This window comes from Marinicella marina (assembly GCF_030065545.1).
Taxonomy (GTDB): Bacteria; Pseudomonadota; Gammaproteobacteria; order Xanthomonadales; family Marinicellaceae; genus Marinicella; species Marinicella marina.
Genome location: NZ_JASJNC010000006.1, coordinates 89,017 through 114,160 on the forward strand (window position 1 = coordinate 89,017; position 25,144 = coordinate 114,160).

The window sequence follows — 25,144 nt, forward strand, 5'->3', positions numbered from 1 at the left end:
CCTAATTTCTTGATGGGAAAAGACCCTGTAAAGCAATACAATAATTCACTGCAATAAAAGGTTGCATGTTTTCATGGGCCTGGCCGCCGCCTGCATTACTCATCGAAGCAGCACCCAACGCAGCATTGGCTGTGGTGTTAGAGTAATTTTCATCGGGGGATTGTGCCAGGTAATTGCCAGCGCCTTCTGCTTCAACGGCATCATCGCTGCTGCCTGTCAAGTTGTGTTGGTGCTGTGGCATCTCGCTGGTATTGAGGGTATGGGTCTCTTCGCCTGACTTTGAACCTTGACTGTACCCCGGCCCGACATGAACCGGTGCTCTGCCACGAATGTCTGGTAGTGCAAATGAAGTTCTGCCATCGCCGCCATAGACGGTACCCAGCAGAGAGTAAAGTGATTGGTTTTGGTTGATGGGCAGGATCTGTCCATCACAAAAAGCCCAGCCCCTCGGGGCAAAGTTAAAACCAACCATGCGAATTTCAGCCAAAAATGGTTCTGACATCGAAATACTCCTGTAGTTGTTGGCAATCAGCCAGTCTTTAAATAAATGTAGGGAGAAATGGCATCGAGTTGGCACTAAGAATGTAATACTCAATGTTGAACCCCCCATCAACATCACAAAATATTATGACTGAATTTTTATTAAATGTCCAGCCTTGTACAAAAGTTAAGTATAATTAGAAGATGAGGTGCTGCTACAAAGCCGCAATAAATAAAATTATTTAGCTCAAATTCAGTTTGATTGAGTAAAATGATTGATTTGAAGTTCATGATTCATATGAAACAAATAATTATTTTGTTGGTGCTGATGACTCAATCAGTGGCAGCACAAAACTCAGGCAACAAAGTCTCTGAAGCAGAACAAAAGCATGTTGATAGAAACACCAATCCTCAAGCTATCCTGGCTGAGCTCAGAGCCGACTTATCAGGTTTACAGGCTGAATTCACCCAGTATGAGCTGTTAGAAAACAACCAAAAATCTGACATCAATACAGGACAGGTTTATATGCAAAGCCCGGCCCAGTTCCGTTGGCAATATCAACAGCCGGTTGAACAGTTGATAGTTGCTGATGGCGAAAATGTTTGGATTTATGATGAAGACTTGGAACAAGTGACGGTAAAAATCCAAGACAATCAGCTCAACCCTATTTATGTCATCATCAATGATGAAATGTCTCAACAGCACTACGAATTAAAGCATGAATCACACAACGATGGCACTGACTGGGTCTCATTAACACCGAAACAACCCAATGATGAAGTGAAAACGGTTTGGTTGGCCGTGGCTGATAATTTAGTTAAGCAAATCAAGGTAGAAAATCAATTTGAACAAACCATGGTCTTCGAGTTCAATGACATCAAAAGAAACCCTGAATTTACTGAAGGTTTGTTTCAGTTTGTGCCGCCTGAAGGGGTGGATGTGATCAGGGCCATGAATCAGAACCCAACCGAGTAGTCAGTTTGGTCAAAACCATCCAGCACCAACCTTTGGCAGATGTGCTGCGGCCACAGACCTTGGATCAAGTGGTTGGTCAGCAACACTTGATTGGTGAAGGCAAGCCGTTGTCTTTATTGGTGCAAAATCGCCACATGCATGCGATGGTGTTTTGGGGCCCTCCAGGTACTGGTAAAACCACTTTAGCCAGAATACTCAGCCGCACCATAGATGCCAATTTAATTAATTTATCGGCGGTTTTATCTGGAGTAAAAGACATCAGGGATGCCATCAAAAAAGCGGAAGAGGCACTACCACAGAGTACCCTGCTGTTCGTTGATGAAATCCATCGATTTAACAAATCCCAACAAGACGCCTTTTTGCCCCATCTGGAAAGTGGTTTAATCACCTTGATTGGCGCCACCACAGAAAACCCATCTTTCGCCCTGAATAATGCCCTGTTGTCACGGTTGAAGGTCTACATCCTTAAAAGTTTAGATGACGAGGCTTTGATCAAATTACTCAACCAGGGTATCAAACAAGCCAAGTTAAAACTGCTGATGTCAGAACAACAACAAATGGCCTTGGTGAGGGCGGCTGATGGTGATGGTCGCAAGCTGCTGAGTTTGTTGGAAATATTGACTGATTATGTGACCGAAAACGTTGTAAAAGACGCTGATATTGAACTGGTTACAGTCGGTCAAACCAGGCGATTTGATAAAGGTGGTGATGAATTTTACGAACAAATATCAGCCTTACACAAATGCGTTCGATCATCTAACCCTGATGCGGCTTTGTATTGGTTGGCCCGCATGTTGGATGGTGGCTGTGATCCTTATTACCTGGCGCGCAGGATCCTGCGCATGGCCACTGAGGATATTGGTAACGCCGATCCCAGGGCCTTGAGTTTGTGTTTGGATGCATGGCAAACTTATGAGCGTTTGGGTTATCCAGAGGGTGATTTGGCCTTGGCCCAAGCCGTGACTTACTTGGCCAGCTGCCCGAAAAGCAATGCCGTTTACAGTGCTTTTAAATCGGCCCAAGCAGATGCGCAAAGACGCGGCACATTGCCGGTTCCCATGCACCTGCGCAATGCGCCGACCGCATTGATGAAATCAACAGGTTATGGCAAAGGTTACCAATACGATCATGATGCCGCCGGTGGTGTTGCTTATTCGCAAACAGGATTTCCAGATGCCATGGGTGAACAAGTTTATTACCAGCCAGCGGCACAAGGCTTAGAGATAAAAATTGCGGAAAAATTACAGCACATCCGCAATGAACGCCAACGGGCGCAAACCAAACAATCTGCCACCGACAGCCAGGAGCAATCATCATGATGGCCTTATTGGCTGTTGCTTTGGGTGGTGCGTTGGGCGCATCAATGCGCTATGGCGTCAATCAATTAACCACTCAAGTATTGAGTTTGCCTTTGTTTTGGGCCACTTTGTTGGTGAATGTTGTGGGTTGTTTTCTGATGGGTAAAGCTTTTGCCTTTTTCAGTAACCATGCGGCCATCAGCGAGCCATTGCGGCTGTTTGTCAGTGTTGGTTTTTTAGGTGCCTTGACCACATGGTCGACATTTTCAATGGAAACGGTTTTGATGATTCAGAATGATGAAATCATCAAAGCAATTTCCTACACCGTCATCACCACATTCTTTTGTTTTTTGGCCTTTTGGCTGGGAGTAAGAACTTGAATAGAATAGTTATTTTCATCGCCATGATAAGCATGGTTATGGTAGCACAAGGCCAAGATGCAGAACCAGCAGAGACACAACTTCCTGGTCACGAAATACTGTTGTTTGATATTGAACAAAATGCCCATGGCGTTTTGGCTTTATCCGTTGGTAAAAACATCACTGGGCGAATTGGCTACGACAATCAACCCAAATTTTCAGACCTGGGTGGCTTGTTGTACTACACCCGCGCAGTTAGCAGCGGTGATGGCATACAGATGGACATTTACCAATACGATGTTGCCACCGGCCAAACCCAAGCCTACATGATAACCACACGCAGTGAGTATTCTGCCACGCCGATGCGCAACAGCCCCCATTTAAGTGTGGTACAAGTAGATGAGGTAGGTGATCAGTACGTGGTCATTTTGAATCAATCAGCTGCTGCGGATCAACAGTTCCGTCGCACCAGCGATTTGAAACAAGTGGGGTACTTTAATTGGACGGCTGATGGTGGTTTGTGGAGTTTTGTCTTGAATGATTCGGACGGTGGTGATTTGTACTTACAGAAAAAAGGGGCGCAAGCCGCCAAACTCACTGCCAACATTGGTAGGGCATTGGTGACAGACAGCGCTGGCATGGACTTATATTATGTGGATAAAAACACCCAACCTTGGCGCATACACAAGCGCAACAGCGCCGGTTTGTTTGAAGATGTGATGCCATTGCCAATGGGCGTTGAAGATTTTACATTAGACAGTGCTGGTCGTTTTTGGGCCGGTCGTGGTAACACCCTGTATGTCAGTACCGATCAAAAGCGTTGGTTTATCATTGCTGAGTTTGATCAGCCTGAATTGCATCAAATCACACGCTTGACCACCAACCCGCAAGCCGATAAGATTGCGGTTGTTTTTGCTGAAAAAATCACCGAGTAAAATTTGATACACGCGCTCGTAGCTCAGTAGGATAGAGCGGTTGCCTCCTAAGCAATAGGTCGGGGGTTCGATTCCCTCCGAGCGCGCCAATTCCATCAATTCATCTGTCAAACAATGGCGCCACAATAAAACACTGAAATAAAGTTGCTACGTGAACAGATTGAACATAAAAAAAGCAGGATTAAAACCCTGCTTTTTCTTTGAAGCTGTTTTGTGACTATTTCAAATCAAAACGGTCCAGATTCATGACTTTGTCCCAAGCTGCAATAAAGTCTTGGGTGAATTTATCTTGCGCATCATCTTGTGCATACACTTCAGCAATACCACGCAAAATTGAGTTCGAGCCAAATACCAGATCAGCCCGGGTGCCAGTGAATTTCACCTCACCCGTTTCGCGGTTCTGTCCTGCAAAAATCTCTTTGTCCTCATCAGTGGCATGCCACTCGTTGCTCATGTCCAGTATATTGACAAAAAAATCATTACTCAGTTTTCCGACTTGATTGGTTAAGACGCCATGGTTTGAATCTGCCGCATTGGCACCGAGTACCCGCAAGCCTCCGACCAGTACTGTCATCTCAGGTGCGGTTAACCCCAGCAATTGTGCTTTATCCACCAACAGCGTTTCAGTTGATCTGGGGTCGCGGGTGTTTTTGTAGTTCCGAAAACCATCAAAAGTAGGCTCTAAAACTTCAAATGCTTCCACATCTGTTTGTTCCTGGGTCGCATCTGTGCGGCCAGGTGAGAAGGGCACTTGGGCACCACTGGCTTGTTCAATGGCCGCACAACCACCCAGCACAATCAAATCAGCCAAGGAGGCGTTGATGGCAGTTTCTGCTTGTATTTTTTCCAACTGAGCCACCACTTCTGGAACCCCTGATGAAACATTGATCTCCCAATTTTTCTGCGGTGCTAAATTGATGCGAGCACCATTGGCACCACCACGCAAGTCAGAGCCGCGGAAAGTTGAGGCGGAAGCCCATGCTGTATTGACCAATTGAGGGACGGTCAGTCCACTGTCCAGAATATGTGCTTTAAGTGTAGCAACCTCTGCGTCTGTTAATACAGGGCCCTCATGCTTAGGCACAGGATCTTGCCAAATCAATTCTTCTGAAGGCACTTCCTCGCCCAAGTAATTATCAATGGGCCCCATATCACGGTGAGTCAGCTTGAACCAAGCCTTGGCATAGGCATCAGCGAATTCTTCAGGGTTTTGATGAAAGTGCTTGGAGATTTTGGCGTATTCTGGATCCAATTTCAGCGCCATATCAGCAGTGGTCATCATCAATGGTTCGGTGCGCGACGGATCGTGAGCTGCTTTGGGTTGAGCGGCTTGCGATTCTGCGGTTGGGTTCCAGACCACTTTACCTGTGGGCGTTTTCACTTGTTCCCAATCGTAATTCAGTAAAGCTTCGAAATAACCCATGTCCCACTGGGTGGGGTTCACAGTCCAAGCACCCTCAAAACCACTGGTGGTGGTGTCGCCGCCCTTGCCTGAGCCATGGCTGTTGGTCCATCCAAAGCCCATTTCTTCCATTTCAGCACCTTCAGGTTCTGGTCCTAACTTTTCCTCAAGTCCAGCACCATGACCTTTACCAAAGGTATGTCCGCCTGCCACCAATGCAACCGTCTCATAATCATTCATCGCCATGCGAGCAAATGTATCACGCACATCGAAAGCTGATTTCAAAGGGTCGGGGTTACCATTGGGGCCCTCTGGGTTAACATATATTAAGCCCATTTGAACCGCACCCAGTGGATCGGCCAATTGGCGTTCGCCACTGTAACGTTGGTCATCCAGCCATTCAGTTTCAGGGCCCCAATAAATATCCTCTTCAGGTTCAAACACATCAGCGCGACCGCCACCGAAACCAAAGGTTTTAAAGCCCATAGATTCCATGGCCACATTGCCTGCCAACACCATTAAATCAGCCCATGAAATGTTGTTGCCGTATTTTTGTTTGATTGGCCAGAGTAAGCGGCGGGCTTTGTCGAGGTTGCCATTATCTGGCCAGCTGTTCAAAGGTGCAAAGCGTTGTGATCCGGAACGGGCACCGCCACGACCGTCATAGGTTCTGTAGGTGCCCGCACTGTGCCATGCCATTCTGATAAACAAGCCACCATAATGGCCATAGTCTGCAGGCCACCAATCTTGGGAGTCGGTCATTAAATCAGTTAAATCTTTTTTCAACGCTTTTAAATCAAGCTGTTTAAAAGCCTCTGCATAATCAAACGATTCGCCCAAGGGCCCAACTTGTGGTGCATTTTGGTTCAATATCTTTAAGTTTAATTGATTGGGCCACCAGTGTTGGTTGGCGGTGCTGCCAGTGGCTACTGCTTTGTTGGCGCCGTGCATGACGGGGCATTTACCTTGTTCGGACATGTTTGATTCCTCATTAATTAGTTAATGAGGTTAATATAGCCGATAAAGAATGATTGGTAAAATAGGATTATTGGGTTGCAACGATATGAAAAATAGATGATCATGGTTTTTCTGTTGATGACCAACTGACCACACCTGATTGGTTTCAGGCTATAAACATCTGCAAAACACCTTGTGGTTTGGTGTTTACATTTGGCTGTTGAGGCATGTCGTTGGGTTAGTCATCCCTTTATGCCCTTGCGCAGAAAATTTTTGGTAACGGTATTCAGCCATTGCAATCAATCGGCTGTACTCGTCATTGGCCTGTTGTTGAATCTTGTGGTATTGAGAATCGAAGTAGTCATCCATAAAATATTCAGCTTTGGCCAGGTCTTGCAAGCATTCATAACTGGCCCTGAATTGATCGTTCATTTTGTTGGCAGCAGCCACACCTTGGTTGTCACCTTGGACTTCATAAGTCGCAATCAATAAGCTGTGCCCCAGTGCCTTGTCTATCATTGAGTTACTTTTTTGAATCATAATTTGAGCAATTTTGCTGCATTGGTCCACTTTGATTCGATTGGATTTACAATAATTCAAGACCGGTCGATAGGGCGGAAACTCATTCAAGAATCCGAAAGAATATTTGACATAATGCGGCATGTAAGCGGGCATGAGTTGAGGCAGTTGGGTTTTGGCCGCCGGTGATAAACCTGATAACTGCTGGTAATCTCTGATCATGCTTTCGATGAACGATTCAGGCACTGGGTTGTTGGCCATGAATTGGTCTATCATTTGATTCATTTCTGGGGTGATGAACAACACGGTGTGGCTGAATTGGCTGTTGGCCATTAAAGCGATTAACTTGGCCATGGCTTGTTGGTTGTTGGCCTCACTGGCCAGGGCAAAAGACTGTAAGTAGGATTGCAAGTTTTCACTATCGAGTTGCAAGCGCTTTTCAATCAAGACATTGGCATGACAGTAGTCTTTCAACTTTTCATTGAAGCACAATCCTGACAGGATGTTCATGGCCTCTGGTGTCAAGTTGTCCTGGGTAAGCAATAAGTTAAGCGCATCAGCAATTGGCTGGTAACTGAGGTTTTGCAGTTTATCTTGTGCGGATTCATCTTGATTAATATTGACTATGAGGCTGGCGTTTTGCGCTGAAGATAATCGCGCAGCCAAGGTCATGGCAATGGCAAATGAATCATCGGACGCCACCAAATAACGATACAACTCATTGACCCATTGGCTGTAATCTTTGGCAGCGGCTAATTGGTCTTGGTCTTTGGGGCCAAACACCACTCCCATGTCATTTTTCAAAGCAGGGTTGTTGCTGTCATCTGAGAGGCTCTCATCGGCGTTGGCACTCAAAGCGCTCAAGCCAAACAAGCCAAGTGCCATTATTATTGTGTGTTTTTGCATGGGCTTATTTACGATCCGGTTTTTAAAAACTCTTTGGCCTGGGCCAGAGTGGCAGCGGTGATGGTTTGGCCACCTGACATGCGGGCCAACTCTTCAATTCGCTGTGATTCTGTTAAATGGCTGATTTTTGAGGTGGTGTATTCACCTTGGGTGGATTTGCTGACCAATAAGTGGTCGTGGGCATGTCCTGCCACTTGGGGCAGGTGAGTGACTGCGAAAACCTGGTTATGGGCACTTAATTGTTGCATGATGTGACCCACTTTCTCTGCGGTCCCGCCGCCGATTCCGGTGTCCACCTCATCAAACACAAAGGCTTGGTGCTGCTGCTTTTGTTGGGTACAAACCTCAATAGCCAGAGAAATTCTTGATAATTCACCGCCTGATGCGGTTTTATTCAGTGGTTGTGGTGATTGGCCTTTGTTGGCAGCAATCATGAATTCGACGTGGTTGATCCCTGAAGCGCTGGGTTTGGTGTCTTTTTTGTGGCTGACTTGTATGCTGAAATCCGCCTCAGGCAAGCCCAAATCACGAATCATGCCAGTGATGTCTTGGGCCAGTTTGGTGGCTGCTTGTTGGCGTTGTTTCGAGAGTTTCTCAGCAACCTCCTGGTAATGTTCAGAAGCGCTGATGATTTGTTGTTCCAACTTTTGTTGGTTGCTGGCCAAATCAGCATGGGTATTTAATGTGCTGGCTAAATCTTGATGGTGTTGATAGAGCAATTCAGGCATCACTTTTTGTTTGCGAGCGATGTGAGTGATTTGGTCCAGTCGCTGTTCGATCTGCGTTAAATGAGCTGGGTCACTGTCGATGCCTTCAGCCACAGCTTTTAATTCCAATTGAGCCTCATTGGTGTTGATTAAAGCTTCATCGAGCATTTTAATGATGTCGCTGAAATCATGCCCTTTGGCTTGTTGTAACTGGTTGATCACCAGTCCCAACTGTGCCTCCACACTGCCATCGGTTTCGCTGATGCTGTTCAAAGAGGCGTCTATGGTGGTGATTAACTCTTGCGCATGTGAGGCGGTCTTCAGGGCCTCATGCAATTCATCGTATTCTTTTTCTTGAAGGGCCAGTTGTTCTAACTCATCGTATTGATACTGTAACAGCTGCGCTTGTTCATGGCTCATCGAGCCGGCCGCTAACAGCTGCTGTTTTTGTTGTTCCAGTTCGTGCACTTGTTTAACTGCTTCTTGCACCTGTTTCAGTAACAAGGGATGATCGGCGGATTGATCGAGGATTTGCAGCTGATTGTGGTTATTGAGTAATCTGATTTGGTCATGCTGACCATGGATTTGTACCAAGAACTGACTCAGTTCTTTCACCATGCCAGAGGGGGTTGGCTTACCGTTGATCCATTGTTTGCTGCGACCTTGTTTATTGGTGGTTCTGCGAATGATCAGTTCGCCATCTTCATTGGGCATCAGGTCTTGTTGTTTTAACCAGGATGAGGCAGGGGGATTTTGTGTCACATCAAAAGCCGCAATGATCTCGGCCTGTTCCGCAAACGGCCCTATGGCTTGGGTATCAGCACGGTTGCCCAAGGCCAGCGACAGGGCGCCAATGATGATTGATTTACCTGCGCCGGTTTCGCCCGTAAAGACAGACATTCTGGGGTGAAAGTCAATTTCCAATTGGTCAATCAAAACGAAATTTTCAATGTACAGCGATTGCAGCATATTCCACTATTATTAGTTGTTTAAATTTACTTCAGATGCCTTGAATTGTTATGTGACACCTCCATATCACTGCCATTATAAAACAACTACAAGTGATTATGACTGAGGAAAATGTAAATCAAGAGGTAGATTCTGAATTAAACCAAGAAGAAATCGCAGAAAATGATGCCACCATTGAAAATGATGGACTTGATGCCGATGAAGAAATCATTGCTGAATTGGATGACAATGAATTGTCTGCACTGGAACAGATGCAAAGAAAAATAGAAGATTTGGAAGCACAGTTGGCTGAAAAGGACGAAATCATTGGCAGTAAAGAAGATGAAGTGTTGCGCGTGGCGGCTGAGGCACAAAACTTGCAGCGCCGGTTGCAAAGAGATTTGGACAACACCCGAAAGTTTTCAAACGACAAAATCATCAAAGCGATGATTCCAGTGATGGACAGTTTTGATAAAGCTTTGGAAGTGATTGATGATGAGTCTTGTGAAGTCACCACAGAAGCCATGATTGAGGGCACCCAAAACACGCAAAAAATCTTTGCCAAGGTGCTGGCCGATAACGGCATTGAAATCGTTGACCCAGTGGGTGAGGCGTTCGACCCAGAGTTACATGAAGCCATGTCTATGGTGCCATCACCTGAGCATGAAAAAAACACCATCATTAATGTCTTTCAGAAAGGTTATTTATTGCATGGGCGCGTGATTCGTGCCGCCATGGTGGTGGTTGCTGCGTAGCTTGAAAAATATTTTAAAGACCATAGATAGTGGTCATCATTTAAGAACAAATTTTTAGAGGTTAAAAAAATGTCAAAAGTAATCGGAATAGATTTAGGAACAACTAATTCCTGCGTCGCTATTATGGAAGGCAATGACATCAAAGTTATTGAAAATTCTGAAGGCGACAGAACCACACCTTCAATCGTGGCTTTCACTGAAGAAGGTAAAACATTGGTTGGACAATCAGCTAAAAGACAAGCTGTGACCAACCCAGAGAATACATTATTCGCCATCAAGCGTCTGATTGGTCGTAAGGTCAACGAAGACGTGGTGAAAAAAGACAAAGACATCGTGCCATACAAAATCATCGGCGCCGATAACGGCGACGCTTGGGTTGAAGTGCGCGGTAAAAAAATGGCGCCACAAGAAGTCTCGGCGCGTATTTTAGAGAAAATGAAACAAACGGCTGAAGACTACTTGGGTCAAGACGTGACTCAAGCGGTTATTACAGTACCTGCTTATTTCAACGACTCACAACGCCAAGCCACCAAAGATGCTGGTAAAATTGCTGGTTTGGATGTCAAGCGCATCATCAACGAGCCAACGGCTGCCGCATTGGCCTATGGTATGGATAAAAAAGGTGGTGATCGCACCATCGCTGTCTATGACTTAGGTGGTGGTACATTCGATATCTCAATCATTGAGATTGCTGATATTGATGGCGAACAACAGTTTGAAGTGTTGGCCACCAACGGTGATACCTTCTTGGGCGGTGAAGATTTCGATAACCGCGTGATGGATTACTTGGTTGATGAGTTCAAGAAAGACCAAGGTGTCGATCTGAAAAATGATCCATTGGCTTTACAGCGCTTGAAAGAAGCCGCTGAGAAAGCCAAAATTGAATTATCAACTTTGGATCAAACTGAAGTGAACTTGCCTTACATCACAGCTGATGCCTCAGGTCCTAAACACATGAACGTGAAAATCACCCGTTCTAAGTTGGAATCTTTGGTAGAAGACTTAGTGAAACGCACTGTTGCCCCTTGTGAAACCGCAATCAAAGACGCCGGTGTGTCATTGAGCGAAATCTCTGACGTAATCTTGGTCGGTGGTCAGACGCGTATGCCAGCGGTACAAACCATTGTTGAACAAACTTTCGGTAAGAAACCACGTAAAGACGTGAACCCAGATGAGGCTGTGGCCATGGGTGCAGCAGTTCAAGGTGGCGTATTATCTGGGGATGTGAAAGACGTGTTGTTGCTTGATGTAACTCCTTTGTCATTGGGTATCGAAACTTTGGGTGGTGTGATGACCAAGTTGATTGAGAAAAACACCACGATTCCAACCAAGGCATCACAGGTATTCTCAACCGCAGAGGACAACCAGTCAGCAGTAACGGTTCATGTCTTACAAGGTGAGCGTGAAGTGGCACATGCCAACAAATCATTGGGTCAGTTCAACTTAGAAGGTATTTCAGCAGCGCCACGTGGCATGCCACAAATTGAAGTAACCTTTGATATTGATGCCAACGGTATCATCCATGTTTCGGCCAAAGACAAAGCCACAGGTAAAGAGCAACGCATTGAAATCAAAGCGGGTTCAGGTTTGTCGGATGAAGAAATTGAAAACATGATCAAAGATGCTGAGTTGAACGCTGATAAAGACAAAGAGTTCAAAGAATTGTCACAAGCCAGAAACGGTGCAGATGCGATGACTCATTCAGCCAAGCAAATGCTGGAAGAGCACAAAGAAATCATTGATGAAGGCGAGAAATCAGCCATCGAATCAGCGATTGAAGCGCTTGAAACAGCGGCCAAAGGCGATGACAAAGCAGCGATTGAAGCAGCCACTGAAGCACTGCAAACAGCCACCCAGCCAGTGATGCAAAAAGTCGCACAAGCGGCTCAAGCACAACAAGGCGGTGAAGCTGGTGCTGATGCTGAAGCCTCATCAGGTAACGACGATGATGTGGTTGATGCTGAGTTTGAAGAAGTCAACGACGAAGAGAAGAAGTAATCGCAGCGAGAGCGCGATTCATTGGATAAGTTATCAGCTGGTAGCGTTAAAAACGGCCAGTTGATGACCTATCAATCTAAATACCGTCTTAGGCCTACAGCCTCAGGCGGTATTTCATTAACAAGAGGTTGAAAAAAGCCTCTATAAATAACATATAAAAAGAGTTATGGCACAGAAAGACTTATACGAAATATTGGGTATCCAAAAATCAGCCACCAAGGCTGAAATCAAGAAAGCATTCAAACGCACCGCGATGAAGTACCATCCCGATCGGAATGCCGATGATCCCACTGCGCAAGATAAATTCAAAGAAGCGCAAATGGCGTATGAAATTTTAAAAGATGAAACCAAGCGCCAAACCTATGACCAATATGGATTTGACGCGGTCAGCGGCCAAGGCGGTGGTCAAGGTGGCTTTGGCGGCGGTGGTTTCCAGGGCGATGTCGGTGATATTTTTGGTGACATTTTCAGTGACATCTTCGGTGGCGGTGGCCGTCGCGGAGGTGGTGGTCGTTCTGCTGGGCCACAGCGTGGACGCGATGTACAAATCGAAATGACAGTTGAGCTGGAAGAAGCCATCAATGGCGTCAACAAAGAAATCAACATCCCAACTATGGTTTCATGTGATCCCTGTAAAGGCACGGGCTCAAAAGACGGCGAAACCAAAACCTGCCAAACTTGTAACGGCATCGGTCAGGTGCGCATGCAACAAGGCATGTTCTCAGTACAACAGGCCTGTCCAGACTGTCAGGGTCAAGGCACCATCATCAGTAACCCTTGCGGCAACTGTGGTGGCCAAGGCAGACGCCAAGAATCGAAAAAACTCAATGTGAAGATTCCAGCTGGCGTCGACCAAGGTGATCGCATTCGATTATCTGGTAAAGGCGAGGCGGGACCGAAAGGTGGACCCGCTGGTGATTTGTACGTTGATATCCGCGTGTTGCCACATGATATTTTTGTGCGTGAGGGTGATTCACTGTTTTGTGAGATGCCGATTGACTTCACCACAGCTTGCTTGGGTGGCGAGATCAAAGTGCCGACCCTGTCAGGTGAAGTGAAATTAAAAGTACCGGCAGAAACCCAATCGGGTAAACAGTTCCGTTTGCGCGGAAAAGGTGTGAAATCAGTGCGTTCACACAGCACTGGTGACTTGTACTGTAAGGTCAATGTCGAAACACCAGTTAACCTGTCATCTGAGCAGAAAGACTTATTAGAAAAATTCGCCCAGACTGTAAAAGATGCCGGCGATAAAAACAACCCCAAACGCAAAGGCTGGTTTGATAATGTGAAATCGTTTTTGGATCGCATGACGGGTTAAAGTAACAGCATGAACACACCCATCAAAGTCATTATCTCAGGCGTATCAGGCCGCATTGGACGCCGTTTACTGAAATTGGTATTGGCCGATAAAAACTTTCAGCTGGTGGCTGGCTTGGTCTCACCCGGCAGCCGCCACTTGGGTCGAGATTTAGGTGATTTGATTCAAAGTAACGCCACCGGCATTCAAGCGATTGAATCCTTGGCCGAGGTGAAAGCCGATGTGGTGATTGATTTCGCCCAGCCTGAGGGCTTTGATGAGCTGGTGGATTACTGTGTGTTACAGCAGACTGCCTTGATCAGCGGCACCACTGGCCTGAATCAAGACAGTTTTGACCGCATAGGACAGGCTGCAAAGTACATCCCCATCATGTGGACATCTAATTTTTCACTGAACATCCAGATCATGAAAAATTTACTGCAAATGGTCAAACAAGTGAACCCCAAAGCCCAGTTCAGCATTACTGAAACCCACCACATCCATAAAAAAGACATGCCATCAGGCACTGCCATTTCGCTGGCACAAGCCGTCGATGCCCAAAGTAACATGACCAAAACCGACACCGCTTCATTCAAACTCGGGGACGTCGACATCCACGCCATTCGGCAGGGTGAAGTTCCTGGTACTCACGAAGTTACCGTCAAATTGGCCGATGAAACCTTCATCTTCAAACACGAAGCCCACGACCCCACTATCTTCGCCCAAGGCGCCCTCGGTGCGGCCAAATGGATCACTGGCAAACCCGTTGGTTTTTATGATTTGAATGCGGTATTGATGGGTTGATTAAATTTCAATATCTGCTGTTTTATTTGTTCTTATATCAAAACAATATTTTATTAACCGCCCTAAATCTTTGCAGCTAGATTGATTTCATAACAAGCCATACATTCACCATAACTTCATCTGATATTCACTGAGATTGGTTCATTATTTATCACTTTAAATCATTGTAACCCACCTGAATGAATACCCAGAAAAAGACCCCATACATACAAAAAAAAGCACAAGCTGCGATACGCAATACCTTCATAGCGGATGCTTTAGCCATGCCAGTGCATTGGTATTATCGGGTGGCTGATATTTATAAAGCCTTCCCAGATGGTGTTAATAAGTTTGTTGCGGCACCCGCCAACCATCCCTCGTCCATAATGAACCTGCACTCCACCAATCACGGAGGAAGAAAAGGCAGTGCGAAAGCAAACAAGCAGATAGTGGGAGAAGTCATCCTAAAGGGCAAGGCCAGGTATTGGAACCAAGCCAACGTACATTACCACCATGGCATGCCTGCAGGAGAGAATACCCTGAATGCTTATACTGTATTGTGGCTGTTGCAGTCGATCATCAATAACGGTGGTGCTTATGATGAAGCTGAATTTTTACAGCTTTATATCAACAACATGACAGCAAATTCTCCGCAACATCCTGATACTTATGCTGAATCATATCACCGTGGCTTCTTTGCCAATTACGCCGCTGGTAAATCGCCCAATGCTTGTGGCGCAGTGACACATGACACAGCTTCAGTGGGTGGATTGGTGAGGATAGGGCCTTTCGCTTTGTTGTTGCTGCATCAGGGGCGTGACGTTGATGAGGTCAAGAAGCTCAGTACCGAACACTTGCTACTGACGCACCCGGATGAAAACCTGAAGCGCGTCTGTAGCCGTTATGTGGATTTGATTGCGGCCTTGTACCACAATGATGATGTGGACGCGGTTGAGCGGATTTTATATGAGGCCTTCAAAACCAACACCTCCCTGAAGATCCAACCAGAGCAGGTCAGCCGTTTAGCCGATGAGTATGTGGTGGGGCAGGTTTATTCAACCGCTTGTTACATCAGCGACTCGTGGCCGGCCGTGCTGTATTTGGCGTTGAAATACCACCGTGACCCAAAGGCGGCTTTAATCAGTAATGTGAACGTGGGTGGTGACAATGTTCACCGTGGCAGTGTTTTGGGCTTTATTTTGGGGGTGGCGAATCCTGTGGATTTAGGTGACACATACGGCGTGCTTTTGAATCAAAAGCGCATCAATCAAAGCGTTGAGCAATTGTTCTCAATCAATCAAACGAACTGATAAACACCACATCGGGTGATGTGCCTGTGACTGATAATCTTTCGAATAATAAGGCGCCCAATGGCACGCCATTATCTAAAGGCGCTGTGGTGATTCGAGAGATTGGTTCGGCCGGACTGGTGATCTGATTACTGCTGGTATAGGTGGTGCCACTGTCTGTGCCTGAATCATAAGGCTGTAAATCATATATGGCTTCCTCTACCCAAACCTCGTTGTCCAATAAATCAATGCCATGGACGCCGACGAACCAATCTGGACTGGGTGCAATCATGGAAACCAAGCTGACTTGTGCATGTGAGTAACTGACATTGAATTCAATGTTTGTCATTCCTGTGGTACCTAAATCTGACTCAATCAAGTAATTTTCAGCGAAACCATTGTTGATATGGCTGATGACTTCGCTACGAAGTGTGCCGACAAAACCAAATTCAGCAACGTCTTTGATTCCTGCAGTTGCCAATTCGTCAGGAGACCAAATTTGAATTTGGGAGTCATGAGTGGCCCCAACCCAAGTTGAAAAATGTGCACCAATTGGGAAATCTGTGGGGTGGGATTCGCTGCTCCACTCGCTGATGAAGGTGACCCTGTATGTGGCGGCATATTCTTGTGCTACAACATTTTGAATCAGCAGTAAAAACAGTGTCAAGATAATGGTTTTGGTTAGCATTTAATTCACTCAAATCAGATTAAGTACAATCATAGGACATGAGCACGAGGAAAATCCTCACAAAAGAATCACAAAAATTTATTCGTTAGCTATAAATTTCTTGGGCGGCCTGAAACACCAATGCATGCCTTTTAGCCAGTGCAGGGGTGTCCTTGTCGTATCCGCCACCGATGACTGTGGCGACTGGCAGGTTGTGTTGTTTCAGTGTTGAAAGGACCAACCGTTCACGAGCCAGGATGCCATCGGTGCTGATATTCAAATAGCCCAAGCCGTCATTGGCATAGATGTCAACACCGGCATCATAAAACACCAGATCGGGTTGTGATAACTGAATGGCCTGATACAGGGTTTCTTCGACCACGATTAGGTACTCAGCATCATTCATCCCTTTGGGTAGGCCGACGTCTAAATCGCTGGTGGCTTTGTGGTGTGGAAAATTTTTCTCACAATGAATCGAGCAGGTAAAGATGTGTTCATCATCAGACAGTATAGATGCGGTACCATCGCCTTGGTGTACATCACAATCAAAGATGAGTATGCGCTTGGCCTTGTTTTGGGCAATCAATGATTTGGCGGCCACTGCCAAATCATTAAAAATACAATAACCGCGACCGTGGTCATAATTGGCATGGTGGGTGCCACCGGCGAGGTGACAGGCAATGCCGTGGTTCAAGGCAATGGATCCAGTCATCAAAGTGCCGTTGGGTGAAATCATCGATCTTTTGACCAAAGGTTCGCTCCAAGGCAGGCCCATCTTGCGCAATTCTTTGGTGCTCAGGAGGTTATTTTCAAAGCGGTTGATGTAATCGTCATCATGCGCCAATGCCAGCACCTCAGCTTTGACTCTACCTGGTCTGAATACGTTGTTGTTTTTGATCACACCTTGTGCATCCAGGCACTGGTATAGGTGATGAAACTTGCTCATCGGGAAGCGGTGATTGGCAGGGAAGCTGTACGAATAAAACGGACTGTACACCAATGGAATAGACGTCATTGGGTGATGTCTATTGTTGTAGTTTTACGGTGTAGGTTTCACCGTTGAATTCGATCACGAAACCGTCTTTGATTTTATTGCGGCGACGGGTTTCCACTGCGCCGTTGACTTTGACCAGTCCTTCATCGATAACGATCTTGGCTTCGCCACCGGTGCCAACCAGTCCTTCAAATTTAAGAATTTTATAAAGCTCAACGGGCTCTTTGTTGATGATGATGATTTGGCTCATGGCATGTCGTATTGTTTCAGTAAATCGTAATCGATAATGATGTCTTCCTCTTTGATGGAAAAATCACCGGTTTTCATTTCTTTGATGTATCGCTCTAAGGCAGTGATACCGACCGGAAAGGCCAGCTCGTCCCATGGGATGTGTTCGGGTGCAAAAAACTTCGCCTCCGAGGTTTCTGCGCCTGCACCGTAATGATTATGGGCTAATTGACCGCGGAAATAGACATGAACTTGATTGCGCTGAATGATGTTATAGACCCCAAACAAGGTCACATTTTTTAAATCAGCCAGCACTTCTTCTTTCACTTCTCGGATGGCGCCAGTGCGTGTGGCCTCACCGTTTTCCATAAAGCCTGCTGGCACGTTCCAACAGCCTTTGCGAGGCTCGATGGTGCGTTTACCCAGTAATATTTTGCCTTCATGTTCAACGATACAGGCATTAACTATTTTAGGATTTTCATATTGGATGAAATCACAGCTTTGGCATTTGGCGCGCGGCTTGTCGTCGCCCTCAGGGATTCGGTACTTGACCGAATGGCCGCATTGGTTACAAAATTTAATACTCATGGGGCTATTCTACCTCAACCCCAGTACTTCATACTGTCAACGATGCGTAAATAAGATTGGTATCTGTTTTCACGGATGGTTTTGTCCTTGACTGCCTGCATGATGGCACATTGTGGCTCATGGATGTGGGTGCAGTTACTGAATTTGCACATGCCTAAATGTTGTTGAAATTCGCGAAAGCCACTGGCCACTTGATGAGCGCTCATGTCCCACAGGCCATATTCCCAGACGCCGGGGGAGTCAATGATGTTGGCATTCAGCCCTTGATCGTAATACATCTGTGTGACGCTGGTGGTGTGTGCGCCTTTGCCAGTTTTATCTGATAATTTACCGGTTTTCAGTTCAATACCGGGCATCATCACCCGCGTGATCGATGATTTCCCCACACCCGATTGGCCCACTATCACTGTGGTTTTATCTTTTAACAGCGGTTTGATGCAGTTAATTGATGCGGTATCGTGTTTGCTGGTTTTAAAAACTTGATAACCCAGCTGTTCGTATTGGTTGATGAGGTTAATGAAAACCTGTGAATCGATGTCTGATTTGTTGAACACCAAGATCGGCTCAATGCCTTCGTGTTCGGCGGTGACTAAATAGCGATTCAAGATGTCACGGGTGGGTTCTGGTTTGACGGCCATGACAATCATGATCTGGTCGACGTTGGCAGCGATGTGTTGTTTGCGACCTTTGTTATCGGCCCGACTGAAGGTGTTGAACCTCTTACTGATTTTGTTGATGATGGATTCCGCTTTGTTCTCAGTGACTTCAACCAAGTCACCACAAATCGGCTTCAGTTTGCGGGCAAAAAACGCATGAGATTTTTCATGGGTTTCATTGTTCAAAAGTGTCGCGGTGGTTTTTTGGGTGGATGCCACGCGGTATAATTCTGTCATGCTGCTATGGTAACTTAAATAGTGCTTTTATCCAACAATGCACTGAATCAGCGGTTAAAATATAGACCAAACATTATTAATTACATCAAGGGACATCTGTATGAGCAACAAAACCAATTTAATTTGGATTGACTTAGAAATGACTGGCTTGGACCCAATCAAAGACCGCATCATTGAAATTGCCACCATTGTGACTAACCAAGAATTAGAAGTCATAGCTGAGGGGCCTGAACTGGCGGTGCATCAGGATGAGAAGATTTTATTGGCTATGGATGAATGGAACACCGAACACCACACAGATTCTGGTTTGTGGGATAGGGTATTGGCTTCGGATATTTCGGTGCGTGATGCCGAGAGATTAACCATTGAGTTTTTGCAGGAACATGTTGATATTCATGCGTCGCCCATGTGTGGTAACAGTATCTGTCAGGACCGCAGGTTTTTAGCCAAATCAATGCCTAAACTGGAAAATTATTTTCATTACCGCCAAATTGATGTCAGCTCAATCAAAGAACTGATCAAACGCTGGAACCCAAAATTATTGGATGGTTTTACCAAGACAGGTCAGCACTTGGCTTTGGCTGATGTACAAGAATCTATTAAGGAATTACAGTATTACCGCCAATTCATGGGTGAAATCAGCGGACAAAAAAAACCACCAGGCCTGACTGAGTTTTAACCGGCTGGTGGTTTTTAGGTTTTTGTAGAAACAGTTTAAGAAAGGTGGTTATTTAAAACATCTTTCAGTGCTTTCTCAGTAACTGGCTTAACCAAATATTCTTTGGCGCCCTGACGCAATCCCCAAACACGATCTGTTTCCAATTTTTTAGTGGTAACGATAATGATGGGTATGTGAGCCGTGCGTTCGTCCTTTGAAATTTTTCTGGTGGCTTGGAAACCATTTAAGTCAGGCATGACCACATCCATCAAAATCAAATCAGGCAACTGTTCTCTGGCTATTTGGATACCTTCCTTGCCATCTTCAGTCAGCAATGTTTCATGACCCAGTTTTTCAACAATCTTTTGCATGCCATACAATTGAGAAGGTGAATCATCAATAATTAATATTCTTGCCATAATTTTTCAATCTTTTTAACTGTTTAATATCTTAATGAATAATCCGGTTAAATGCAAAAAAATGTGCCATTTGTCTGGTAATGGCAGCGGAATTCAACATTGGTATTAAAAATAACGTCCCATCAACAAATTTTGTCACTAAATATTTGGCTCATGGATTAACTCAATCCAATTTCTTTCAGTCTTTGATTGAGGAAGTCACGTGCCGTGATGTCAGGGTACTTAGCACCTTGGCCTTCACACGATGGGATGCAACTGAGCACCGCATCTGGGTGGGGGTGACAGAAAAACGGCATTGAGTATCGATCAGATGTGTCATCACTGGGGTTAACTACACGGTGAGTGGTGGCTGGAATCACTTCGTTGGCAATGCGCGATAACATGTCACCTGAATCAACTACGATTTGGCCAGGGGTACTGTCCACAGCCAGCCATTGTCCGTCACGATCAAGCAGTTCCAAACCACTGTCCGTGGCGCCCACCAAAAGCGTGATTAGGTTGATGTCTTCATGGGCTGCAGCGCGAACCGAGCCGGGTAACTCAAAGTCTTTCATCGGCGGGTAGTGAATGGCCCTTAAGATTGAATTACCATCATGCGTTAGTTTTTCAAAATAATCTTTCGGTACATCCAAGGCGGTGGCTAATGAGCGAAACATCACCAAAGCCGTTTGGTCAAGCTGTTCATAAAGCGCATAGGTTTTTTGTTTGAAACCTGGTATTTCATTGGGCCATAAGTTATTCGGGTATTCTTTGGCCAAATGATGGTCAGAATTGACTTCACGGCCCACATGCCAGAATTCTTTTAAGTCTGGGTTGGTGCTGTTTTTGGCGTGTTCTTGTAGGCGTGGTACGTAGCCGCGTTTGCCGCCGTCGTGGATGTTGTAATTTTGTTTGGTGGCCAACGGCAACTGAAAGAAAGACTTGAACACTGCATAACATTCATCAACCAATGCAAAATCAAACTGATAAGGATTCAAAACGATAAACCCATAGTCTTTGAGACCAGCAAAAAAATTATCAACAAATCTTTGTTTTTCTAAATCGGTACCAGCGATGTAATCTTCAAGGTTTAGTTCTGGTACTTGGCGGGTGTTTGTCGTCATCTTATTCCTCAAGTGTTAGTTTGATGTTTGTTGAGTCTTGATCACCTACAACCAAATCACTGTTGATGTCATCTGCGCTCGGTGTGGCATTACCAGATAAGCTGAGTTTGGCGGAGAATTCAACTTGTTCGAAGTCACTCAGTTTGCGTGCTGGATTCAAGTTTTGGCGATCGCTCAGGCGCACCGATAGTGGCCAATTGAATGGTTGGGTGATGGGGGTGGCTGCTATGGGCATGGGCATGCCATTGAGTTCTTTGGCATAAACAAATATTCTAGCAGTTGGCGGTAAATCAATTTGTTTTACTGCTTCATCGGCATCAATAACCACCAGATAATTAAGTGATTGGGCACTGATCAGTTCATCCAAAGGCTGTTTATCTAATGCAGCACGTGCTTGGTTGATCTGAGTGGTGATGGTTTGGCGGATGTTAGGGCTCTCAACCTGTTCTAACAGCTCTGACCAAATGGCTTCCGCTTGGGCGTACTCAAGTTTTTCATAAAGCACAATGCCCTGCAACCACATGGCTTTTTGGTGCGAGGGGTTGATGCTGATGGCTTGTTCCAAGAAAGGTTCGGGTTCACCCAAAAAACTACCGGTGTTGTTTTTGAAGGCAATGGCTTCAGCCAATTCGGTCAATATGTGGGCGTTGTTGGGTTCTATTTCATTGGCTTTGCGGTAGGCTCCCACCGCATTTTCGTAACGTTGTAGTTGCATCATGGCAATGCCGTAAAGCATTTGACCCTCTAAATCATTGGGATTTTCTGCTAATTTGCTCTCGAGCTGAGCGATGGCTGTGGCCAAATCGGGCGGCTCTTGTTGGTTGTTTTGTAAATCAGCAACAGAAATTCGTTCATCCAGAGGAATGGTTTGGAACCAGATGTAATCGATGGCAAAAGTTGCCGGTGCAATCATCAAAGCCATCCACAGAGTGGTGGATAAGCCTTTTTGGCTGGCTTTGCTTTGTTGTTCCAGTGATTTCAGTGCGTTGGCATATTTCACCTGTTCCTCAGACTCGGCGGAATTAAGCTGTTGTAGCAACCATTTCTTTTCTGCTTTGGTATCGGTTTTTTTGTACCACCAGTAAAACAGCAACAAGCTGAACAGGGTGATGCCCAAATAAATTAAAAATTCAGTCATGTTGTTTTCTCCTGATGTTAAGGAACAACACCAATGAGCCAATCAGAAAAACCACCAAGGGTGAAAACCACAAGAAGGCTGTGCCCAGATTCATGGGTGGATTGTAGGTCACGAAATCACCGTATCGTTCAATCATGTATTGTTTGATGGTTTCGGCATCTTGACCTGCCATCACAAACTCTGCCACCTGGTCTTTTAAATCTTTGGCCAGACCAGCTTCTGAGTCAGCCAGATTTTGGTTTTGACAAACCAAACAACGCAAGTCCTTGGCCAATTGTTGGTACAGTGCTTCTTGTTCAGGTGTTTCAAAGTCATACACCTCGATGGCCCATACAGGAGTAGCAATGAGCATGAGCAGTAGGCTGATTTTTTTGATCATAAAGACACCTCTTCAATCAAGGGCAACAATTCATCACGGATGATTTGTGAAGTTAAAACCCCAGCAATTTTATAGCGAATGATGCCTTGGGCATCGATTAAAAATGTTTCCGGCGCACCATACACACCCAAGTTAATGGCTGTGTCACCCTCGTAATCAACCAAAACTTCATGGTATGGGTCGCCCCATTTTTGTAACCAAGCTTTGGCATCCTGTTCCTCATCTTTCCAGTTTAAGCCAACCACTTTAATTTTTCCGGTATTGGCCAGTGCAGCAACCAAAGGATGTTCCACCTGGCAACTGGGACACCAACTGCCAAAAACATTCAGTAACCAAGGTTCACCGATGAAATCAGCTTGGGTGAGGGTTTCTTTTGAATATAAAGTCTGGTGCTCAAATTCAGGCACCGGTTTACCAATCAAAGGCGAAGGCAGTACTTCTGAGTGGTTGCCCATGTTGATGTAAAGCAAAGCAATCAGACTGAAAAATACAGCCAATGGAATCAGTGCAATCAATGCTTTCTTCATGATATTTCTAGCCTCTCTTGCATCACTTGGTTGACTTGTTGATGTTCTTGTCTTTTGCTGCGTTTAGAGAACAAAGCAATCACCGCTCCAGCCATCATCATCAGGGCACCGAACCACATCCAACGAATCATGGGTTTGATGTAAATCCGCACGGCCCAGCCGCCGTCATCGGTGATTTGTTCGCCCATCGAAACGTAAATGTCGCGCATCACCATGGGGTAGATATCGGCTTCGGTCATGGGCTGTTGTTGTTTCGGGTAAAAGCGTTTTTGCGGGTTCAATTCAACAATCTCTTGACCGTTTTGACTGACCAGAATTGAGCCTTGTTGTGCTTGGTAATTCTCTATTTTGACTTGTTTGACGCCATTGAAAGTGAAGTCATAGCCGGCCACTTGGGTGGTTTGGCCAGGCATCAATAAAACGTCTTTCTCAATGTCTTTGTGCTCGGTCATAGACATCGCGAAAAGAAACAATCCAACGCCCAAATGAGCCACGGTCATACCAACAAAGCCGGCATTGAGTTTGCCTGGGAATTTGACCACTTGGGCAATCGAGGTGGAAACAATCCATAAACCACCAAACACACCGGCCGTGGCGCGAACATTCATACCGCCAACCAGCCAGTAGGTAACCACTGTTAATGCCGCTGCAATGAAGAAGTGGGGCATCAGCTGTCTCACTGCCGCACTGAATTGATCTTTGTGCCATTTCATTTGTGCACCCAACGGCAACAACACGGCCATGGGTATCATCAGTAAGAAGAACATCAAACCAAAATACGGTTCACCGACTGAAATTTTCTTACCGAAGGCTTCGAAAATCATCGGGAACAGGGTGCCCAGCAAAATGGTAAAAGTCGACGTGATGAAGATCACTGAATTGGCCAGCAACATGGTTTCTCTGGATTCCAGATTAATGGCATCTTTAGAGCGCAACTGATTCACGCGCAGGGCATACAAAGTCAGCGCACCACCGGCATAAATGCCCAATAACACCAGGATAAAGATACCACGGAAAGGGTCAGCGGCAAAGGAGTGCACGGAAGTGATGCTGCCGGAACGAACCAAGAAGGTGCCTAATACACATAAACTGAAGGCGATGATGGCCAACAGCACAGTCCACCCTCGAAATGCATTCTTTCGTTCACTGACGGCTTGGACATGAATCAAAGCAGTACCAGCCAGCCAAGGCAGGAAAGATGCGTTTTCTACTGGGTCCCAGAACCACCATCCGCCCCAGCCCAGCTCATAATAGGCCCACCAACTGCCCAGTACGATACCAATGGTCAGAAAGGCCCAAGCGATGTTGGTCCAGCGTCTTGACCAGCGTATCCATTTTTCATCAATTTGGCCACCAATCAAGGCCGAAACAGCCAACGCAAAAGCAACCGATAAACCCACATAACCAAAATACAACAAGGGCGGATGAATGATCATGCCAAAGTCTTGTAACAAAGGGTTTAAGTCACGCCCATCCAGTGGCGCTGGGTTGGTGATTTCAAAGGGGTTTGATGCAAACAACACAAATGCGATGAAACCAGTGGCGATGATGCCGAGCACCGATAACACCCTAGAAACTTGGCTCAAGGTCAATGAACGCGAGTATTTAGCCACAGCCGCAATCCACAGTGCTTGTACTGTAACCCACATCAAGACTGAACCTTCGTGTGCGCCCCATGTGGCAGTGATGCGATAGCGCAGCGGCAATTCTAGACTGGAGTGTTGCCACACGTAGGTGACTGAAAAGTCTTGCATCACAAACAAGCTGACTAATATCAAGAAACAAGCCAGGGTGATAGCGAACAACAAATACGACAACGGTCGGGCGGTGCGCATCATGCTGTCATTGTTTTTGAAATACCCTGCCATCGGCACCAGCATCAGAACGGTGGCGACCACAAAAGAGAGAATCAATAAGAACTGTCCAATAGATGCCAACATG

The 25,144-nt window shown here is 45.8% G+C and carries 25 protein-coding genes and 1 tRNA gene; 11 read left to right on the forward strand and 15 right to left on the reverse strand.

The window, feature by feature from the left end; all coding sequences use genetic code 11:
* Position 1 precedes the first annotated feature (1 nt).
* Positions 2–502: a phage tail protein gene (locus QNI24_RS10305; RefSeq protein WP_267176965.1), complete on the reverse strand. Its 501-nt coding sequence runs from the start codon at positions 500–502 to the stop codon at positions 2–4.
* Between the two features lie 249 nt (positions 503–751).
* Here QNI24_RS10305 and lolA point away from each other — a divergent pair, with 249 nt between their 5' ends.
* The 5 genes from lolA to QNI24_RS10330 all read left to right on the forward strand — a co-directional run bounded on the left by lolA (position 752) and on the right by QNI24_RS10330 (position 4,137).
* Entirely contained in the window at positions 752–1,456 is a 705-nt protein-coding gene (gene lolA, locus QNI24_RS10310; RefSeq protein ID WP_283708703.1) for an outer membrane lipoprotein periplasmic chaperone LolA, read from the forward strand.
* A gap of 5 nt (positions 1,457–1,461) precedes the next feature.
* Complete coding sequence (locus QNI24_RS10315) at positions 1,462–2,775, forward strand: replication-associated recombination protein A (protein ID WP_283708704.1); 1,314 nt, start codon at positions 1,462–1,464, stop codon at positions 2,773–2,775.
* Entirely contained in the window at positions 2,772–3,134 is a 363-nt protein-coding gene (gene crcB / locus QNI24_RS10320; protein WP_267176968.1) for a fluoride efflux transporter CrcB, read from the forward strand. Before QNI24_RS10315 ends, crcB begins: the two co-directional genes overlap by 4 nt.
* Complete coding sequence (locus QNI24_RS10325) at positions 3,131–4,048, forward strand: hypothetical protein (RefSeq protein ID WP_267176969.1); 918 nt, start codon at positions 3,131–3,133, stop codon at positions 4,046–4,048. The genes crcB and QNI24_RS10325 overlap by 4 nt, the downstream gene beginning before the upstream one ends.
* A 12-nt stretch (positions 4,049–4,060) precedes the next feature.
* Positions 4,061–4,137 (forward strand) — tRNA-Arg (locus tag QNI24_RS10330).
* A gap of 128 nt (positions 4,138–4,265) precedes the next feature.
* On the opposite strand, the gene katG is transcribed toward QNI24_RS10330, so the two are convergent.
* The 3 genes from katG to recN form a co-directional block, all read right to left on the reverse strand.
* Positions 4,266–6,428 (reverse strand): catalase/peroxidase HPI, encoded by a 2,163-nt coding sequence (gene katG, locus QNI24_RS10335; RefSeq protein WP_267176970.1) that lies wholly within the window; start codon positions 6,426–6,428, stop codon positions 4,266–4,268.
* Between the two features lie 186 nt (positions 6,429–6,614).
* Positions 6,615–7,832, reverse strand: coding sequence for a hypothetical protein (locus QNI24_RS10340; protein ID WP_267176971.1), 1,218 nt, complete (start codon positions 7,830–7,832; stop codon positions 6,615–6,617).
* Positions 7,833–7,840: 8 nt separating this feature from the next.
* Positions 7,841–9,508 carry a DNA repair protein RecN gene (gene recN / locus QNI24_RS10345; RefSeq protein WP_267176972.1) on the reverse strand — a complete coding sequence of 556 codons (1,668 nt, stop codon included), beginning with the start codon at positions 9,506–9,508 and terminating at the stop codon, positions 7,841–7,843.
* A gap of 98 nt (positions 9,509–9,606) precedes the next feature.
* Here recN and grpE point away from each other — a divergent pair, with 98 nt between their 5' ends.
* The 5 genes from grpE to QNI24_RS10370 all read left to right on the forward strand — a co-directional run bounded on the left by grpE (position 9,607) and on the right by QNI24_RS10370 (position 15,630).
* Entirely contained in the window at positions 9,607–10,242 is a 636-nt protein-coding gene (gene grpE / locus QNI24_RS10350) for a nucleotide exchange factor GrpE (RefSeq protein WP_267176973.1), read from the forward strand.
* 69 nt (positions 10,243–10,311) lie between these two features.
* Entirely contained in the window at positions 10,312–12,240 is a 1,929-nt protein-coding gene (dnaK, locus tag QNI24_RS10355; RefSeq protein ID WP_267176974.1) for a molecular chaperone DnaK, read from the forward strand.
* A gap of 166 nt (positions 12,241–12,406) precedes the next feature.
* Positions 12,407–13,558, forward strand: a complete 1,152-nt coding sequence (gene dnaJ / locus QNI24_RS10360; protein ID WP_267176975.1) for a molecular chaperone DnaJ — start codon at positions 12,407–12,409, stop codon at positions 13,556–13,558.
* Positions 13,559–13,567: 9 nt separating this feature from the next.
* A complete protein-coding gene (dapB, locus tag QNI24_RS10365) occupies positions 13,568–14,341 on the forward strand; it encodes a 4-hydroxy-tetrahydrodipicolinate reductase (protein ID WP_267176976.1) in 774 nt (257 codons plus the stop codon).
* Between the two features lie 179 nt (positions 14,342–14,520).
* The gene (locus QNI24_RS10370) at positions 14,521–15,630 is read left to right on the forward strand and encodes an ADP-ribosylglycohydrolase family protein (protein WP_267176977.1); all 1,110 of its coding nucleotides are present in this window, start codon (positions 14,521–14,523) and stop codon (positions 15,628–15,630) included.
* On the opposite strand, the gene QNI24_RS10375 is transcribed toward QNI24_RS10370, so the two are convergent.
* The 5 genes from QNI24_RS10375 to rsgA all read right to left on the reverse strand — a co-directional run bounded on the left by QNI24_RS10375 (position 15,614) and on the right by rsgA (position 18,979).
* Positions 15,614–16,297, reverse strand: a complete 684-nt coding sequence (locus tag QNI24_RS10375) for a spondin domain-containing protein (protein WP_267176978.1) — start codon at positions 16,295–16,297, stop codon at positions 15,614–15,616. The two genes, QNI24_RS10370 and QNI24_RS10375, sit on opposite strands and share 17 nt — an antisense overlap.
* An 85-nt stretch (positions 16,298–16,382) precedes the next feature.
* The gene (locus tag QNI24_RS10380; protein ID WP_267176979.1) at positions 16,383–17,291 is read right to left on the reverse strand and encodes a histone deacetylase family protein; all 909 of its coding nucleotides are present in this window, start codon (positions 17,289–17,291) and stop codon (positions 16,383–16,385) included.
* A gap of 10 nt (positions 17,292–17,301) precedes the next feature.
* Entirely contained in the window at positions 17,302–17,520 is a 219-nt protein-coding gene (locus QNI24_RS10385; RefSeq protein WP_267176980.1) for an RNA-binding S4 domain-containing protein, read from the reverse strand.
* Positions 17,517–18,086 (reverse strand): NUDIX hydrolase, encoded by a 570-nt coding sequence (locus tag QNI24_RS10390; protein ID WP_267176981.1) that lies wholly within the window; start codon positions 18,084–18,086, stop codon positions 17,517–17,519. Before QNI24_RS10390 ends, QNI24_RS10385 begins: the two co-directional genes overlap by 4 nt.
* Before the next feature lie 14 nt (positions 18,087–18,100).
* On the reverse strand, positions 18,101–18,979 hold the full coding sequence (gene rsgA / locus QNI24_RS10395; protein ID WP_267176982.1) for a ribosome small subunit-dependent GTPase A: 879 nt from the start codon (positions 18,977–18,979) through the stop codon (positions 18,101–18,103).
* A 100-nt stretch (positions 18,980–19,079) separates the two neighbouring features.
* Between rsgA and orn the strand changes: the two genes are divergently transcribed.
* Positions 19,080–19,658: an oligoribonuclease gene (gene orn / locus QNI24_RS10400; RefSeq protein WP_267176983.1), complete on the forward strand. Its 579-nt coding sequence runs from the start codon at positions 19,080–19,082 to the stop codon at positions 19,656–19,658.
* Positions 19,659–19,693: 35 nt separating this feature from the next.
* Here orn and QNI24_RS10405 read toward each other — a convergent pair whose 3' ends face one another.
* The 6 genes from QNI24_RS10405 to QNI24_RS10430 form a co-directional block, all read right to left on the reverse strand.
* The gene (locus tag QNI24_RS10405; RefSeq protein WP_267176984.1) at positions 19,694–20,056 is read right to left on the reverse strand and encodes a response regulator; all 363 of its coding nucleotides are present in this window, start codon (positions 20,054–20,056) and stop codon (positions 19,694–19,696) included.
* A 158-nt stretch (positions 20,057–20,214) separates the two neighbouring features.
* Positions 20,215–21,159 carry an isopenicillin N synthase family dioxygenase gene (locus tag QNI24_RS10410; RefSeq protein WP_267176985.1) on the reverse strand — a complete coding sequence of 315 codons (945 nt, stop codon included), beginning with the start codon at positions 21,157–21,159 and terminating at the stop codon, positions 20,215–20,217.
* A 1-nt stretch (position 21,160) separates the two neighbouring features.
* Positions 21,161–22,297, reverse strand: coding sequence for a tetratricopeptide repeat protein (locus QNI24_RS10415; protein ID WP_267176986.1), 1,137 nt, complete (start codon positions 22,295–22,297; stop codon positions 21,161–21,163).
* The gene (locus tag QNI24_RS10420; protein WP_267176987.1) at positions 22,290–22,676 is read right to left on the reverse strand and encodes a cytochrome c-type biogenesis protein; all 387 of its coding nucleotides are present in this window, start codon (positions 22,674–22,676) and stop codon (positions 22,290–22,292) included. The genes QNI24_RS10415 and QNI24_RS10420 overlap by 8 nt, the downstream gene beginning before the upstream one ends.
* A complete protein-coding gene (locus QNI24_RS10425; RefSeq protein ID WP_267176988.1) occupies positions 22,673–23,203 on the reverse strand; it encodes a DsbE family thiol:disulfide interchange protein in 531 nt (176 codons plus the stop codon). Before QNI24_RS10425 ends, QNI24_RS10420 begins: the two co-directional genes overlap by 4 nt.
* On the reverse strand, positions 23,200–25,143 hold the full coding sequence (locus QNI24_RS10430) for a heme lyase CcmF/NrfE family subunit (RefSeq protein WP_267176989.1): 1,944 nt from the start codon (positions 25,141–25,143) through the stop codon (positions 23,200–23,202). The genes QNI24_RS10425 and QNI24_RS10430 overlap by 4 nt, the downstream gene beginning before the upstream one ends.
* Between the last annotated feature and the right edge of the window lies 1 nt (position 25,144).

What these genes read in the sequence shown, in the direction of transcription:
- QNI24_RS10380 (WP_267176979.1), bottom strand. Translation starts at nt 17,291, where the DNA reads ATGACGTCTATTCCATTGGTGTACAGTCCGTTTTATTCGTACAGCTTC.
- QNI24_RS10420 (WP_267176987.1), bottom strand. Translation starts at nt 22,676, where the DNA reads ATGATCAAAAAAATCAGCCTACTGCTCATGCTCATTGCTACTCCTGTA.
- rsgA (WP_267176982.1), bottom strand. Translation starts at nt 18,979, where the DNA reads ATGACAGAATTATACCGCGTGGCATCCACCCAAAAAACCACCGCGACA.
- grpE (WP_267176973.1), top strand. Translation starts at nt 9,607, where the DNA reads ATGACTGAGGAAAATGTAAATCAAGAGGTAGATTCTGAATTAAACCAA.
- QNI24_RS10385 (WP_267176980.1), bottom strand. Translation starts at nt 17,520, where the DNA reads ATGAGCCAAATCATCATCATCAACAAAGAGCCCGTTGAGCTTTATAAA.
- lolA (WP_283708703.1), top strand. Translation starts at nt 752, where the DNA reads ATGATTGATTTGAAGTTCATGATTCATATGAAACAAATAATTATTTTG.
- QNI24_RS10415 (WP_267176986.1), bottom strand. Translation starts at nt 22,297, where the DNA reads ATGACTGAATTTTTAATTTATTTGGGCATCACCCTGTTCAGCTTGTTG.
- dnaK (WP_267176974.1), top strand. Translation starts at nt 10,312, where the DNA reads ATGTCAAAAGTAATCGGAATAGATTTAGGAACAACTAATTCCTGCGTC.
- QNI24_RS10430 (WP_267176989.1), bottom strand. Translation starts at nt 25,143, where the DNA reads ATGTTGGCATCTATTGGACAGTTCTTATTGATTCTCTCTTTTGTGGTC.
- recN (WP_267176972.1), bottom strand. Translation starts at nt 9,508, where the DNA reads ATGCTGCAATCGCTGTACATTGAAAATTTCGTTTTGATTGACCAATTG.
- QNI24_RS10370 (WP_267176977.1), top strand. Translation starts at nt 14,521, where the DNA reads ATGAATACCCAGAAAAAGACCCCATACATACAAAAAAAAGCACAAGCT.
- katG (WP_267176970.1), bottom strand. Translation starts at nt 6,428, where the DNA reads ATGTCCGAACAAGGTAAATGCCCCGTCATGCACGGCGCCAACAAAGCA.
- dnaJ (WP_267176975.1), top strand. Translation starts at nt 12,407, where the DNA reads ATGGCACAGAAAGACTTATACGAAATATTGGGTATCCAAAAATCAGCC.
- dapB (WP_267176976.1), top strand. Translation starts at nt 13,568, where the DNA reads ATGAACACACCCATCAAAGTCATTATCTCAGGCGTATCAGGCCGCATT.
- QNI24_RS10340 (WP_267176971.1), bottom strand. Translation starts at nt 7,832, where the DNA reads ATGCAAAAACACACAATAATAATGGCACTTGGCTTGTTTGGCTTGAGC.
- QNI24_RS10425 (WP_267176988.1), bottom strand. Translation starts at nt 23,203, where the DNA reads ATGAAGAAAGCATTGATTGCACTGATTCCATTGGCTGTATTTTTCAGT.
- QNI24_RS10405 (WP_267176984.1), bottom strand. Translation starts at nt 20,056, where the DNA reads ATGGCAAGAATATTAATTATTGATGATTCACCTTCTCAATTGTATGGC.
- crcB (WP_267176968.1), top strand. Translation starts at nt 2,772, where the DNA reads ATGATGGCCTTATTGGCTGTTGCTTTGGGTGGTGCGTTGGGCGCATCA.
- QNI24_RS10375 (WP_267176978.1), bottom strand. Translation starts at nt 16,297, where the DNA reads ATGCTAACCAAAACCATTATCTTGACACTGTTTTTACTGCTGATTCAA.
- QNI24_RS10410 (WP_267176985.1), bottom strand. Translation starts at nt 21,159, where the DNA reads ATGACGACAAACACCCGCCAAGTACCAGAACTAAACCTTGAAGATTAC.
- orn (WP_267176983.1), top strand. Translation starts at nt 19,080, where the DNA reads ATGAGCAACAAAACCAATTTAATTTGGATTGACTTAGAAATGACTGGC.
- QNI24_RS10305 (WP_267176965.1), bottom strand. Translation starts at nt 502, where the DNA reads ATGTCAGAACCATTTTTGGCTGAAATTCGCATGGTTGGTTTTAACTTT.
- QNI24_RS10390 (WP_267176981.1), bottom strand. Translation starts at nt 18,086, where the DNA reads ATGAGTATTAAATTTTGTAACCAATGCGGCCATTCGGTCAAGTACCGA.